The organism is Cereibacter sphaeroides 2.4.1 (genome assembly GCF_000012905.2).
GTDB lineage: Bacteria > Pseudomonadota > Alphaproteobacteria > Rhodobacterales > Rhodobacteraceae > Cereibacter_A > Cereibacter_A sphaeroides.
On sequence record NC_007494.2, the window covers coordinates 328,686 to 342,828 of the forward strand.

13 protein-coding genes are annotated in these 14,143 nt (G+C 71.8%); 10 read left to right on the plus strand and 3 right to left on the minus strand.

What is annotated here, in order from left to right; all coding sequences use genetic code 11:
- Nucleotides 1–5: 5 nt before the first annotated feature.
- Complete coding sequence (locus RSP_RS16980) at nucleotides 6–1,385, plus strand: ribulose-bisphosphate carboxylase (RefSeq protein ID WP_011339170.1); 1,380 nt, start codon at nucleotides 6–8, stop codon at nucleotides 1,383–1,385.
- Between the two features lie 75 nt (nucleotides 1,386–1,460).
- Here RSP_RS16980 and ggt read toward each other — a convergent pair whose 3' ends face one another.
- The 3 genes from ggt to RSP_RS16995 form a co-directional block, all read right to left on the minus strand.
- Nucleotides 1,461–3,242 (minus strand): gamma-glutamyltransferase, encoded by a 1,782-nt coding sequence (ggt, locus tag RSP_RS16985; RefSeq protein ID WP_017140342.1) that lies wholly within the window; start codon nucleotides 3,240–3,242, stop codon nucleotides 1,461–1,463.
- 77 nt (nucleotides 3,243–3,319) lie between these two features.
- On the minus strand, nucleotides 3,320–4,081 hold the full coding sequence (locus tag RSP_RS16990) for an ABC transporter permease (protein WP_002723917.1): 762 nt from the start codon (nucleotides 4,079–4,081) through the stop codon (nucleotides 3,320–3,322).
- Nucleotides 4,078–5,004, minus strand: a complete 927-nt coding sequence (locus RSP_RS16995) for an ABC transporter ATP-binding protein (protein WP_011339172.1) — start codon at nucleotides 5,002–5,004, stop codon at nucleotides 4,078–4,080. The genes RSP_RS16990 and RSP_RS16995 overlap by 4 nt, the downstream gene beginning before the upstream one ends.
- Nucleotides 5,005–5,219: 215 nt before the next feature.
- Between RSP_RS16995 and RSP_RS17000 the strand changes: the two genes are divergently transcribed.
- From RSP_RS17000 to iolD, 9 genes are all read left to right on the plus strand, one after another.
- Entirely contained in the window at nucleotides 5,220–6,191 is a 972-nt protein-coding gene (locus RSP_RS17000) for an AAA family ATPase (protein ID WP_011339173.1), read from the plus strand.
- Complete coding sequence (locus tag RSP_RS17005; RefSeq protein WP_011339174.1) at nucleotides 6,191–7,042, plus strand: DUF58 domain-containing protein; 852 nt, start codon at nucleotides 6,191–6,193, stop codon at nucleotides 7,040–7,042. Before RSP_RS17000 ends, RSP_RS17005 begins: the two co-directional genes overlap by 1 nt.
- Complete coding sequence (locus RSP_RS17010; RefSeq protein WP_011339175.1) at nucleotides 7,039–7,398, plus strand: hypothetical protein; 360 nt, start codon at nucleotides 7,039–7,041, stop codon at nucleotides 7,396–7,398. The genes RSP_RS17005 and RSP_RS17010 overlap by 4 nt, the downstream gene beginning before the upstream one ends.
- Entirely contained in the window at nucleotides 7,391–8,377 is a 987-nt protein-coding gene (locus tag RSP_RS17015) for a VWA domain-containing protein (protein WP_011339176.1), read from the plus strand. Before RSP_RS17010 ends, RSP_RS17015 begins: the two co-directional genes overlap by 8 nt.
- On the plus strand, nucleotides 8,374–9,309 hold the full coding sequence (locus RSP_RS17020; protein ID WP_011339177.1) for a VWA domain-containing protein: 936 nt from the start codon (nucleotides 8,374–8,376) through the stop codon (nucleotides 9,307–9,309). The genes RSP_RS17015 and RSP_RS17020 overlap by 4 nt, the downstream gene beginning before the upstream one ends.
- Nucleotides 9,309–9,905 carry a hypothetical protein gene (locus tag RSP_RS17025; protein ID WP_011339178.1) on the plus strand — a complete coding sequence of 199 codons (597 nt, stop codon included), beginning with the start codon at nucleotides 9,309–9,311 and terminating at the stop codon, nucleotides 9,903–9,905. Before RSP_RS17020 ends, RSP_RS17025 begins: the two co-directional genes overlap by 1 nt.
- Complete coding sequence (locus RSP_RS17030) at nucleotides 9,899–11,068, plus strand: BatD family protein (RefSeq protein WP_011339179.1); 1,170 nt, start codon at nucleotides 9,899–9,901, stop codon at nucleotides 11,066–11,068. The genes RSP_RS17025 and RSP_RS17030 overlap by 7 nt, the downstream gene beginning before the upstream one ends.
- 63 nt (nucleotides 11,069–11,131) lie before the next feature.
- Nucleotides 11,132–12,136, plus strand: a complete 1,005-nt coding sequence (locus RSP_RS17035) for a Gfo/Idh/MocA family protein (RefSeq protein ID WP_017140345.1) — start codon at nucleotides 11,132–11,134, stop codon at nucleotides 12,134–12,136.
- Nucleotides 12,137–12,297: 161 nt separating this feature from the next.
- Nucleotides 12,298–14,142: a 3D-(3,5/4)-trihydroxycyclohexane-1,2-dione acylhydrolase (decyclizing) gene (gene iolD / locus RSP_RS17040; RefSeq protein ID WP_011339181.1), complete on the plus strand. Its 1,845-nt coding sequence runs from the start codon at nucleotides 12,298–12,300 to the stop codon at nucleotides 14,140–14,142.
- Nucleotide 14,143: the final 1 nt, after the last annotated feature.

Sequence of the window (14,143 nt, forward strand, 5' to 3'; positions counted from 1 at the left end):
CGATCATGGACCAGTCCAACCGCTACGCCCGGCTTGATCTGCAGGAAGCCGATCTGATCGCCGGCGGCCGTCACGTTCTCTGCGCCTATGTCATGAAGCCCAAGGCGGGCTACGGCTATCTGGAGACGGCGGCGCATTTCGCGGCCGAAAGCTCCACCGGCACCAACGTCGAGGTCTCGACCACCGACGATTTCACCCGCGGCGTCGATGCGCTCGTCTATGAGATCGACCCGGAGAAGGAGATCATGAAGATCGCCTATCCGGTCGAGCTCTTCGACCGCAACATCATCGACGGGCGGGCGATGCTCTGCTCGTTCCTGACGCTGACGATCGGCAACAACCAGGGCATGGGCGACGTCGAATATGCCAAGATGCACGATTTCTATGTGCCGCCCTGCTATCTGCGCCTGTTCGACGGCCCCTCGATGAACATCGCCGACATGTGGCGCGTGCTGGGGCGCGATGTGCGCAACGGCGGCATGGTGGTGGGCACGATCATCAAGCCGAAGCTCGGGCTGCGGCCGAAACCCTTCGCGGATGCCTGCCACGAGTTCTGGCTGGGCGGCGACTTCATCAAGAACGACGAGCCGCAGGGCAACCAGACCTTCGCGCCGCTGAAGGAGACCATCCGCCTCGTGGCCGATGCGATGAAGCGCGCGCAGGACGAGACCGGCGAGGCCAAGCTCTTCTCGGCCAACATCACCGCGGACGACCATTACGAGATGGTGGCGCGCGGGGAATACATCCTCGAGACCTTCGGCGAGAATGCCGACCATGTGGCCTTCCTCGTCGACGGCTATGTGACGGGCCCCGCGGCCATCACCACCGCGCGGCGCCAGTTCCCGCGCCAGTTCCTGCATTATCACCGGGCGGGGCACGGCGCCGTCACCTCGCCGCAGTCGATGCGGGGCTATACGGCCTTCGTGCTCTCGAAGATGGCGCGCCTGCAGGGGGCCTCGGGCATCCACACCGGCACCATGGGCTATGGCAAGATGGAGGGCGAGGCGGCCGACAAGATCATGGCCTACATGCTGACCGACGAGGCGGCCGAGGGGCCCTTCTACCGTCAGGACTGGCTGGGGCTGAAGGCCACGACGCCCATCATCTCGGGCGGCATGAACGCGCTGCGGCTGCCGGGCTTCTTCGACAATCTCGGCCATTCCAACGTGATCCAGACCTCGGGCGGCGGCGCCTTCGGCCATCTCGACGGCGGCACGGCGGGGGCGAAGTCGCTGCGCCAGTCGCACGAAGCCTGGATGGCGGGGGTGGATCTCGTGACCTATGCCCGCGAGCATCGCGAGCTCGCCCGTGCCTTCGAGAGCTTCCCGGCGGATGCCGACAAGTTCTATCCGGGCTGGCGCGACCGGCTGCATCGCGCGGCCTGAGGGCTTTTGACGAAGGGCCGGGCGGCATCCGCCCGGCCTCGGCTTTTGCAGGATCACGTTTCGCGGGCGGGCGGGTCACTCGCCCAGCGCGATTCCCTCGCGGCGGGGATCGGCGCCGCCCTGCAACCTCTCGCCCAGCGAGATCGCATGGAGGCCGGAGGTCAGGTCCACCGGCTTCACGTCATAACCCAGATCGGCGAGCGGCTGGCTCAGCGCTTCGGCGCGGGTGCCGGCCTCGATCTGGAACGGGCCGAAAGTGTTCACGAGATGCGGCATGGCCACCGCCTGCTGCACATCCATGCCCCAGTCGAGATGGGCGATCAGCGCCTGTGCCACATAGCCGATGATCGTGGAGCCGCCGGGGCTGCCCACCGCCAGCACGGGCTTGCCGTCGCGGAGTACGATGGTGGGCGCCATCGACGAGCGCGGGCGCTTGCCGGGCTCCACCCGGTTCGCGATGGGCCAGCCCTCCGCATGGGTGCGGAAGGAGAAGTCGGTGAGTTCGTTGTTCAGGAGGAACCCGTTCGTCATCAGCCGCGAGCCGAAGCCGTTCTCGATGGTCGTCGTCATCGAGAGCACGTTGCCCGCCGCATCCACGATGGAGATATGCGAGGTCGAGGGCAATTCGAGGCTCTCGTCGGGGGCGAGGAGCCCCGCGTGATCCCATTCGGGCGTGCCGGCCGCCACCTCGGGCAACGCATCGTCTCCGCGCAGAAGCTCGGCCCGGGCGGCGAGATAGGCGGGATCGAGCAGCCCCTCGACGGGCACCGGCACGAAATCTCTGTCGGCCATGTATCGGCCGCGGTCGGCGAAGGCGAGGCGGGTCGCATCGCCGATCAGGCGCCAGCTTTCGGCATTCTCGGGCCCGAGGGCGGCCAGATCGTAGGGCTCGAGCGCGCCGAGGATCAGCCCCACGGTCAGCGCTCCCGACGAGGGCGGACCCATGCCGCAGATCTCGGCGCCGCGGTAGTCGGCGCAGACGGGCGGACGCTCCACCACGCGGTAGGCGGCCAGATCCTCGAGCGCGAGCACGCCCGGATTGCCCTCGGCGCCGCGGACGGTGGCCACGATCTCCTCGGCGATGGGGCCGCGGTAGAACGCATCCGCGCCTTCGGCCGCCAGACGGCGAAGGGTCTCGGCATAGTCGGGGTTCTTCAGGAGGGCTCCGGCCTTCAGCGGCTGGCCCTCGGGCAGGAAATAGGCGGCGGTGGCGGGAAAGCGCGAGAGCCCCTCGGGATCCTCGGCCACGAGCCCCGCGAGACGCGGCGAGACCGCAAAGCCCTCCTCGGCCAGACGGATGGCCGGATCGAAGAGGTCGGACCAGCCGGACCTGCCCCAGCGCCGGTGCGCCTCCTCGAGCAGAAGCGGCGTGCCGGGGGTGCCCACGGACCGGCCGCCCACCACCGCGTCGAGGAATTCCAGCGGCTCGCCCTCGGGCGTCTGGAAGAGCCGGGGGGTCGCGGCCCGCGGCGCGGTCTCGCGCGCATCGAGCGTGGTGACGGCGCCGGTCGCCGCATCGAACCAGACGAGGAAGGCGCCGCCGCCGAGCCCCGAGGATTGCGGCTCGACCAGCCCCAGCACGGTCTGGACGGCGACCATGGCATCGGCCGCGCTGCCGCCGCTGCGCAGGATCTCGGCTCCGGCCTCGACGGCGAGCGGGTTCGCAGCCACCACCATCCAGTCCTCCGCCTCGACGGGCCGTCCCGAGTCGCGCGTCTCCATCGCCGCGGCGGCTGCGGGCGAGAGGCTGCCGAAGGCCGCGGGCGCGGTGGGCGCCTCGGGGGCCAGCGTGTCGCTGGCCTGTTGCGCGAAGGCGGGCAGGGCCGAGGCGAGGAACAGGGCGAGCGTGCGGACCATGGGCATCTCCTTTCCTAGACCCTATCAACTGGCCCGTGCAGAGGCCGGGTCAAGCGCAACCGACGCCTGTCCCGCGCTCAGGGCCGGATGCGCCAGCCCGAGCGGAAGATCCACCAGATCGCACCGAGGCAGAGCGCGGTGAAGGCGAAGATCGCCACGAGGCTCACCGCCACCGGCACATCGGCCGTGTCGAAGAAGGACCAGCGGAAGACCGACATCAGATAGACCACCGGATTGAACAGCGCGACCGTCTGCCAGGGCCCCGGCAGCATCTCGATGCTGTAGAAGCTGCCGCCGAGGAAGATCAGCGGCGTCAGCACGAGCAGCGGGATGAGCTGCAACTGCTGGAAATCCTTGGCCCAGATCCCGATGATGAAGCCGAAGAGCGAGAAGCTGAGGCTGGTCAGCGCCAGAAGCGCCAGCATCGCCACCGGATGGGCGATGGGCAGATCGACGAAGAGGAAGGCCGTGGCGAGGATCACGAGCCCGATCAGGATCGACTTGACCGCCGCCGCCCCCACGAAGCCCGTCACGATCTCGGTGAAGCCGATAGGGGCCGCCAGCAGCTCCTGCATCGTGCCGATGAATTTCGGGAAATGGATCGCGAAGGAGGCATTGGCCACCGACTGCGTGACCACCGTCAGCATGATGAGGCCCGGCACGATGAAGGCGCCGTAGCTCACGCCGCCCACCGTCTCGATCCGGCTGCCGATGGCCGCGCCGAAGACGACGAAATAAAGCGAGGTCGAGATGACGGGCGAGGCCAGCGACTCGAGGATGGTGCGGAAGAAGCGCGCCATCTCCTTGGCGAAGATCACCCGGACAGCCTGAAGGTTCATCGTCCCGCCCTCACCAGATCCACGAAGATGTCCTCGAGGCTGCTCTGCCGCGTGGCGATGTCGGCGATGGGCAGGCCCGCCGCGCGCATCTCGGTCAGGAGCGTGACGATGCCCGTCCGCTCCTGCGTGGCATCGTAGCTGTAGACGAGGCTCAGGCCGCCGGGCCCGAGCGTGAGCCCGCGCCCCGCCAGCGCCTCGGGCACCGCCGCGATGGGCTGCGCCAGATCCACCTTCAGCTCCTTGCGGCCCATCCGCGCCATCAGGCTCGCCTTGTCCTCTACGAGAAGGATCTCGCCCCCCGTGATGATCCCCACGCGGTCGGCGATGGCCTCGGCCTCCTCGATGTAATGGGTGGTCAGGATGATGGTCACGCCCTCTGCCCGCAGATCCTCGACCACGGCCCACATGTCCTTGCGCAGCTCCACATCGACGCCCGCCGTGGGCTCGTCGAGAAAGAGCACCCGCGGCTCGTGCGCCAGCGCCTTGGCGATCAGCACCCGCCGCTTCATTCCGCCCGAGAGCGGCTGGATCGCGCTGTCCTTCTTGTCCCAGAGCGAGAGCTGACGCAGCACCCGCTCGACATGGGCGGGGTCCGGCGGCTTGCCATAGAGCCCGCGGGCGTAGCTCACGCTGCGGAACACCTTCTCGAAGGGCTCGAGCGCGATCTCCTGCGGCACGAGGCCGATCATCGCCCGCGCCGCGCGCCAGTCGGAGGCGATGTCGTGGCCGCCCACCGTGACCTGGCCCGAAGTCGGGCGCACGATGCCGCAGATCGTCGAGATGAGCGTGGTCTTGCCGGCGCCGTTCGGGCCGAGGAGCGCGAGGATCTCGCCCTCGCGAATGTCGAGGCTGACGGATTTCAGCGCCCGGAAGCCGGTGTCGTAGGTCTTCACCAGATCGCGGACGGAGACGATGGCGGTCATGGGGTCTCCGAAACTGGCCGGCCAAAGGCCCGGCCTCTGCGGCGCACCGCAGCGCCCGAGCGCGACTTAGGGCGCGGCGGGCGCCGAACAAGGGGCGGTGCCCCACCGATCCGGACCGCGGGATGCCCCTACCTAAGGTGGAGGCCAAGGCGGTGGCCACGGCCGCGCGCCTCTGACAGAGTTCGGGAACGCCACGCGGATCTGGGAGGAGACTCGTGAACGTCATGGACACCCACCCCGACGGCCGGGCCATCGCGCATCTGGCCGAGCGGATCCGGGCGGGGCTGATCGGCCACGAGATCCTCGTCGAGCGGCTGATGACCGCGCTGCTGACCGGGGGGCATGTGCTGATCGAGGGCGCGCCGGGGCTCGCCAAGACCCGCGCCGTCAAGCGGCTCGCGCAGGGGCTCGACGGCAGCTTCGCCCGCATCCAGTGCACGCCCGATCTGATGCCCTCGGACCTCACCGGCACGCAGGTCTTCCGCCGCCAGAGCGAGAGCTTCGACTTCGTGCCGGGGCCGATCTTCCATTCCCTCGTGCTGGTCGACGAGATCAACCGCGCGCCGCCCAAGGTGCAGTCGGCCCTGCTCGAGGCCATGGCCGAGGGGCAGGTCACGGCGGGCGGCGTCACGCGGCCCCTGCCGGACCCGTTCATGGTGGTCGCGACCCAGAATCCGATCGAGCACGAGGGCACCTTTCCCTTGCCCGAGGCGCAGCTCGACCGGTTCCTGCTCCATGTGGATCTGGCAATGCCGGGGGCCGAGGCCGAGCGCGCGATCCTCGATCTGGTCGAGGGCGAGGCGCGGGAGGCGGCCCTGCCCGCGGGCAGGCCGCTCGAACTGGCCGAGCTTCGGCGGGCGCGCGCGGCGGTCGCGGGCATCCATCTCGCGCCCGCGCTCAGGGATTTCATCGTGCGGCTGGTGATCGCCACGCGGGAGACCGAAGGCTCGCCGCTCGAGGGGCTCATCGAACATGCGGTCTCGCCGCGGGGAACGCTGGCGCTTGCGGCCTCGGCCCGGTCGCGGGCGCTTCTGCACGGGCGCGACCATGCGCTGCCCGAGGATGTCGAGGCGCTGGCGCCCGATGCGCTGGCCCACCGGCTGGTGCCGAGCTGGCGCGCCACCTCCGAAGGGATCTCCGCGCGCGGGATCGTGGCGCGGCTCCTCCCCCATGTCCGGCCCTGGTGATGACGGGCGAGGGCCATGAGGTGACGGTGGCAGGGCTTCTGGCGCTGGCCCCGCTCGCGGCCCAACGCGGGCGTCGCCCGCCCGAGCCCGCGCGGCGGCCGGGATCGACCGCCACGAGGCCCCGCGGGCAGGGGCACGAGATCCGCGAGATCCGGCCCTTCACCGAGGGCGACGACCTTCGCCACCTCGACGCGGCCGCCACCGCGCGCACCGGCACGCTTCAGGTGCGCAGCTTCCACGAGGACCGCGACCGGACCGTGCTGCTCGTGGCCGACTTTCGCCGCCCGATGCTGTGGGGCACGCGGCGTTTCCGCTCGGTTGCGGCGGCCGAGGCGCTGGCGCTGGCGGGCTGGCAGGCGGTGAACGGCGGGGGCTCGGCGGGCGCGGTGGCGCTGACGGACGGCGGGCTCCATTCCTCGCGCGCCTCGGGCCGGACGGCGGGCATGGCGCAGGCCGCGGGCTGCCTTGCGCGGGGCCACCGCGCGGCGCTCGCGGCGGTGCGCCAGCCGGTGCGGGATCTCGGACCCGATCTGTTGCGCGCGGCCCGCCTCGCGCCGCGCGGCGCGACGGTCATCCTTGCGACCGCGCTTGACCGGCCGGGGCCGGAGTTCGAGGCGGCGCTCGGCGCGGTCCTGCGGCGGGGCCCGCTCCGGCTCCTTCTTGCGGTGGACCCGTTCGAGACCGATCCGCCGCGGCAGGCGCTGCCCTTCCTCACGGCCGAGGGCAGGGCGGGGCGCGGCGGCTTCGCCGATCTGCCCGCCACGCGCGCGGCGACCCTCGACCGGTTGGCGGAGCTGGGAGTCACCGCCGAGCGGTTGCCTGCGGACCTGCCCCTCGGAGCCGGCCCATGACCTCCTTCGATCCGCTCCGAGACCTGCATCCCCCGCGCCTGCCCGTGTCCTTCGCCTCCTTCGGCTGGGCCGAGGCGCTGGTGGCCTTCGGGCTGGGCCTTCTCCTCGCGCTCCTCCTCTTCGAGCTCGTCCGCCCGGCCTTCGTCCGCCGCACGGGCTTCGATCTCGAGGCGGAACTCGCCCGGCTCGCCGGCTTGCCGCCCGCCGAGCGGATGCTCGGCCAGCTGCGCCTCCTGCGGAGGTTCGACGCGCCGCTGCCCGAAGAGTCCCGCGCCCATCTCTACCGCGCCGGAGAGGCCCCGCCGGATCTTGCCCCCGCGGTCCGCGCCGCCGCTCGCCGGGGACGCCATGCTTGATCTCGCGGCCCCTTTCTTCCTGCTGCTCCTGCCGCTGCCGTTCCTCGTCCGCCGGTTCCTTCCGCCCCATGCGGCGCAGGAGGGGGCGCTCTACCTGCCCGAGGCCTTTGCCGCCGCGGCCCGCCCCACCTCGGCCTTTGCCCGCAGCGAGCGGTGGGAGGGGGCCCTGCGGGCGATCCTGTGGCTCGCGCTGGTGCTGGCGCTGGCAGGGCCCGAGCGGCTGAAGGCGGTGCCGGATCTTTCCGCCTCGGGGCGCGAGATCGTGCTGACGCTCGACATGTCGGGCTCGATGCTGATCGAGGATTTCGACATCGACGGGGTGCAGAGCACGCGGCTCGAGGCGGTCAAGCGGGTGGCGCGCAGCTTCGTCGAGGAGCGGCAGGGCGACCGGATCGGCCTCGTCCTCTTTGCGAACCGCGCCTACGTGGCCGCGCCCCTGACCTTCGATCTGGCGGCGGTGGGGCGGGCCATCGAAGAGGCCTCGATCGGCATCACCGGCCGCTCGACCGCCATCGCCGACGGGCTGGGGCTTGCGCTGAAGAGCGTGACCGAGAGCAGTGCGGCCTCGCGGGTGATCGTGCTTCTGTCGGACGGGCAGGACAATGCGCACCAGATCGACGCGCGGCAGGTGGCAGGGCTCGCGGCGCGGCACGGGGTGCGCATCCACACGATCGCGCTCGGTCCGGACGATCTCGAGACCCGTCCGGCCGCCCGCGATGCGGTGGACACGGCCACGCTCCGCGCCATTGCCGAGGCGAGCGGGGGACGGAGCTACCGCGTGCGGGGGATGGAGGATCTGCGCGCCATGGCGGCCGACCTCGACCGGCTGGAGCCGAACCCTGCGGAACGGCCGCCGGTGCTGGTGCCCGAGCCGCTCTGGCCCTGGCCCGCGCTTCTGGCGCTGGGGGCGGCTCTCGTCCTCGGCCTCCGCCGGGCAGGGCTGGCGCCGTGGCCCCGTCGGGCAGGGCGCGCGGCATGAGCTGGCTCCTCCTCCGCCCGCTCTGGCTTGCGGCCCTGCCGCTGCTCGCGCTTCTGGCGCTCTGGGTCTGGCGGCGCCGTCCGGCCGGCGCGTGGGAGCGGATCGTGGCCCCGCCGCTTCTGGCGCGGATGCGTGAGCTGGGCTTCGTGGCCCCGGCGGGCGGGCGCTGGACGGGACTGCTGCCCTTCGCCGTCGCGGCGCTCGTCATCGTCGGTCTGTCCGGGCCGGCAAGGCTCCGACCCGACAGTCTCGCCTTCGACCGGATGGATCCGATCCTCCTCGTGCTCGACATGTCGCCTTCGGTGGCTGGCACGGCGCAGCTCGGCGATGCGCAGGCGGCGGCGGCGCTCGTGCTGCAGGAGGCGAAGGGGCGGCCCACGGGCCTCATGCTCTATGCCGCCGACGCCTATGTGGCGAGCGCGCCCACCAGCGACGCGGCCTCGCTCCAGAGCCTCGTCGCGGTGCTCGGCGCCGAGACGATGCCCGTGGAGGGAAGCCGGCCCGACATCGCGCTCTCGGTGGCACGCGAGCTCTTTGCGGGCGAGGGCCGGCCCGGGCTCGCCGGCGCCGACCTCATCGTGATCTCCGACGGAGGCGGCGTCGGCCCGCGCGCCTGGGAAGAGGCGCGTCGCCTGCGCGCGGCGGGCGCGCGGGTCTGGGCGCTGGAGCTGCCGCGCGACCGGCTGCCCGAGGGGATGCCCGAGCCTCCCGCCGATGCGCTGGCCGAGCTTGCCCGGGCGGGTGGCGGGGCGCTGGCCCCGGTCCGCACGCCGCGCCCGCTGCTGGAACGGCTCGGGCAGGCGCGCACCCGCGCGCTCGCCCGCTCGGCCGAAGGGCCCGCGCTCTTCGAGGATCTCGGTCGCTGGCTCCTCCTCCTCGCGGCGCTTCCGGCCCTGTTGCTGTTCCGCCGCCCGCTCTCGGAGAAAAGCTGATGCGCCGGAGGCTCCTTGCGCTTGCGGCGCTGGCCGCCGTGGGCCTCGGAGGGCCCACCGCCTGGGCCAAGCTCGCGCTCCTCGCAGGCCTGCCGGGCTTGGCGGCCACCTTCGCGACCGAGCCCGCGATCCGGGGCGTTGCGCTCTATCAGGCGCGCCGCTTTGCCGAGGCCGATGCCGCCTTCGCCGAGGCGGGTCGCGCCGTCACCTACAACCGCGGCCTGAGCCTCGCGGCGCTTGGAAACTATCCGCTTGCCGAGGCCTATTTCGACGCGGTGCTCTTCGCCAATCCCGCCGACAGCGAGGCGCGCGAGAACCGGGACAGGGTGGCCGCGCTCTACGATCCCGTGGTGGGGCAGGGCGACGAGGCCGGCCGGATCGCCGTTCAGGTGGTGGTCCCGCCCGACGGGCCGCCGACCGAGCGGTTCTCGGCCGACTCGCCGCCGCTCGGGCCGGGGCGGCAGGTCGCCGACGATGCGTGGCTTGCCACGCTGCCCGACGATCCGGGCGAGTTCCTGCGGCTCAGGCTCTCGGACGAATATACCCGGCGGCTGTCGCTGGGCTTCACACCGCCGGAGGAGGGCGATCCATGGTGATCCGTGCGGCTCTGGCGGCTCTGGCGGCTCTCGTGCTTCTCGCGGCCACGACGGCCGGGGCCGAGACCCCTGAGCGGCGGCTCGAGATCCTGGCCTTCCCCCGCGCCGACAGCGTGGTGGCGGGCGAGATGGTGCCGGTGACGGTGCGCGGCATCTACGACCGCAAGGTGACGCTCGAGGAGATGACGATCCGGCCCGGCGACAGTTTCGACTGGGTGCAGCTGGCCAAGGACGACTGGCACGAGGAGCGCATCGACGGCCGCCTGCGGCTGGTGGTCGAACGCAGGCTCGCGCTCTTTCCCAAACATTCCGGCTCGTCGCGCTTCGGGCCCGCCGAGCACCGGCTGACCTTCGTCGGCGCGGGCGGGAAGGCGGAGACCATCACCTCGCATCCGCTCGACCTGTCGGTGGCGCCCATGCCCGACGATCCGCCCTTCCACAGCCCGCACGGCTGGCGCTTCGCCGCCTCCGAGCTGAGGGTGAAGGACGAGCTCAGCACCGATCCGGCCCGGCTCAGGGACGGCGAGACCGTGACGCGGCGCGTGACTGTGACGGGGGTAGGGGCGCTGCCCGCAATGCTGCCGCCGCGGCCCGTCGTCTCGGAGAACTGGCTCATCGCCTTCGCGGCCCCGGTCGAGCGGTCGCTGGAGCTGACGCCGGAGGGCCCCGTGGCGCGGGTGATCTGGAGCTGGCAGTTCCGCCCCGAGACCGGCGAGCCCGGCGTGCTGCCCGCCGTGCCGATCCCTTATTTCAACACGGTGACGCGGAAGGTGGAGGCGGCCGAGATCCCCGCGCTGCCCATCGGCTATGCAAGCTTCGCCGCCTCGCAGTCGGCCGGCATCGCCATCACGCCGGCGAGCCTCTGGGGAGGGCTGGCGGCCGGTCTGGCGGGGCTCGGCGCGGGGACGGCGCTGCTCGTGGCCGGCCACCGGCCGACGGCCGCGGCGCTCGGACGGCTCGCGCGGCGGCGCTCGCCCTTCCGCCGCTGGCAGATCTGGCGCGCGGCACGGGCGGGTGACCTGCTCGCGCTCCGCCGGGCCACCGAGGAGGAGGCGCTCGACAGGCCTGCAGCGCGCGCCGCGCTCGAACGGGCGATCTACGGCCCGCCGCCGCAGCCGTTCGACGCGCGCGCCTTTCTGCGGACCCTGCGCCGGAAGGCTTGAGCCGGGCCACGCGCGCCGGGAGGCGGGGAGACATGACAGGCAATGGCAGGAGCGAGCAGAGACATGACCTTGCGCATTGGCATCATCGGCACGGGAGCCATCGGCACCGACCATGCACGCCGCATCAATCGGGTGCTGAGCGGGGCCGAGGTCACGGCCGTCACGGACGTGAACCGCGACAGCGCCGAGGCCTGCGTGGCGGGCGTGGCCCCGGGGGCGCAGATCCTCGGGTCGGCCGAGGAGGTGATTGCGGCGAGCGACGCCGTCCTTGTCTGCTCCTGGGGCACGGCCCACGAGACGCAGGTGCTGGCCGCCATCGCGGCGGGCAAACCCTGCTTCTGCGAGAAACCCCTCGCGACCGAGGCCTATGGCGCGCGGCGCATCGTCGAGGCCGAAGAGGCCATGGGCCGCCGCCTCGTTCAGGTGGGCTTCATGCGCCGCTACGACCGGGGCTATGTCGCGCTGAAGGAGACGGTGCGCACGCGGCTCGGCCCGCCGCTGATGATCCATGCCGCGCATCGCAATCCGAGCGTGCCCGGGCGCTACCGGACGCCGATGGCGATCCACGACACGCTGATCCACGAGATCGACGTGCTGCGCTGGCTGCTCGACGATGAGTACGTCTCGGCGCAGGTGATCTTCCCGCGCGCCACCCGCCACACCCACGCCGGGCTGCGCGACCCGCAGATCGTGCTTCTCGAGACCGCGAAGGGCGTGCGGATCGACGTGGAGATCTTCGTCAACTGCCGCTACGGCTACGACATCCAGTGCGAGGTGGTGGGCGAGGAGGGCACGGCCCGCCTGCCGGAGCCCACGGCGATCCCCACGCGGCTCGGGGCGGTGTTCGGCCAGCCGATCCTCATGGACTGGAAGGACCGGTTCATCGACAGCTACGACGTCGAATTGCAGGATTTCCTGAAGGCTGCGGCACAGGGCACCGCCGCCGGTCCCTCCGCCTGGGACGGCTATGCCGCAGCCATCACCGCAGATGTCTGCGTGCAGGCGCAGGAGAGGCCCGGCGCCATCCTCCCCGTCACCCTGCCGGCCCGCCCGGCCCTCTATGCGTAAGGGGAGCTCGTGCGGTTCGCCTCAAGCCGGATTGAGACGCCACGGGGTTTCTCCGTCATGATCCGGAGGTCGGGCCTCTCCGAAGCCGGGATCCGGAGCGACCGGCCCGTCGGGGTGGATCCCTCCGGGACGAGGCGTGCAGGCATGGAGGAGAAGGCGACATGACAGGCACGGACCAGGACGACGCCGGGACGCTGCGGCTGACGGCGGCGCAGGCGATGGTGCGCTGGCTCTCGGTGCAGCGGACCGAGGAGGGCGGGCGCTTCATCGAGGGCGTCTGGGCGATCTTCGGCCACGGCAATGTGGCGGGCCTGGGCGAGGCGCTGCACGGGATCGGCGACGCGCTGCCCACCTGGCGCGGGCAGAACGAACAGACCATGGCCCATGCCGCCGTGGCCTTCGCCAAGCAGAAGCGGCGGCGGCAGGCGATGGCCGTCACCTCCTCGATCGGGCCGGGCGCCACGAACATGGTCACGGCCGCGGCGCTGGCCCATGTCAACCGGCTGCCCGTGCTGTTCCTTCTGGGCGACGTCTTCGCCAACCGCCGCCCCGACCCGGTGCTCCAGCAGATCGAGGATTTCGACGACGGCACGGTGTCGGGCAACGACTGTTTCCGGCCGGTGGTGCGCTACTTCGACCGGATCCAGCGGCCCGAGCATCTGCTGACGGCGCTGCAGCGGGCGCTGCAGGTGATGACGGACCCGGCGAACTGCGGCCCGGTCTGCCTCGCCTTCTGTCAGGACGTGCAGGCCGAGGCCTTCAACTATCCCGCGCGCTTCTTCGCCCCGCGCGTCTGGCGCATCCGGCGGCCCGACCCCGATCCGGTCGAGGTCGAAGCGGTGGCGGTGCGGCTGCGCGGGGCGCGGCGGCCGGTGATCGTGGCCGGAGGCGGCGTGCTCTATTCCGGCGCCGAGGCGGAGCTTGCGGCCTTCTCGCAGCGCCATCGGATCCCGGTGGTCGAGACGCAGGCCGGCAAGGGCATCCTCGACTGGCAGGAGCCGCTCAACTTCGGCTCGCCCGGCGTGACGGGATCCGAGTGCGGCAACCGCCTCTGTGCCGAGGCCGACGTCATCCTCGGCGTGGGCACAAGGTTTCAGGATTTTACCACCGGCAGCCGGACGATCTTCGCCGAGGCCGACCTTCTGTCGGTCAACCTCCATCCCTACGATGCGCATAAGCACGGGGCGCTGCCGCTCGTCGCGGATGCGAAGGCCGCGCTGGCGCGCCTGACGGAGGCGCTCGGGGACGCGCAGTGGCCCGAGCCCGACGCGGCCCTGCGGGCGGACTGGTTTGCGGCCACCGAGGCGGCGATGGCGCGGCCCTCCGACAATGCGCTGCCCACGGACGCGCAGGTCATCGGCGCGGTGCAGCGGGTCGCGACCGCCCGGACGGTCGTCATGGGCGCCGCGGGCACGATGCCGGGCGCGCTGCAGCTGCTCTGGCGGGCCTCGCCCGGCGGCTATCACATGGAATACGGCTACAGCTGCATGGGCTACGAGGTGGCCGGCGCCCTCGGGATCGCCCTGGCCGAGCCTGACCGCGAGGTCATCTGCTTTGCAGGCGACGGCAGCTACATGATGGCCAACTCGGAACTGGCGACCGCGGTCATGCGGCGCGTGCCCTTCACGGTCGTTCTGACCGACAACCGCGGCTATGGCTGCATCAACCGCCTGCAGCAGGCGTGCGGCGGCGCTCCGTTCAACAACCTGTATCGGGATGCGCGCGTCGAAGCCCAGCCCGAGATCGATTTCGTGGGCCATGCCGCCGCGATGGGCGCCCGTGCGGTCAAGGCGGACGGCATTCCCGCGCTCGAGGCCGAGATCGTGGCCGCGCGCGGGCGCGACCGGCCGACCGTGATCGTCATCGAGACCGATCCGGAACCGGAGACGGGTGTCGGCGGTCACTGGTGGGACGTGGCCGTGCCGCAGGCGGGCGAGGGCGCGCGGCTGGCAGAGGCTCAAGCCCGCTACGCTACCCACGCCGCGCGGCAGCGCACCTTCGACTAGG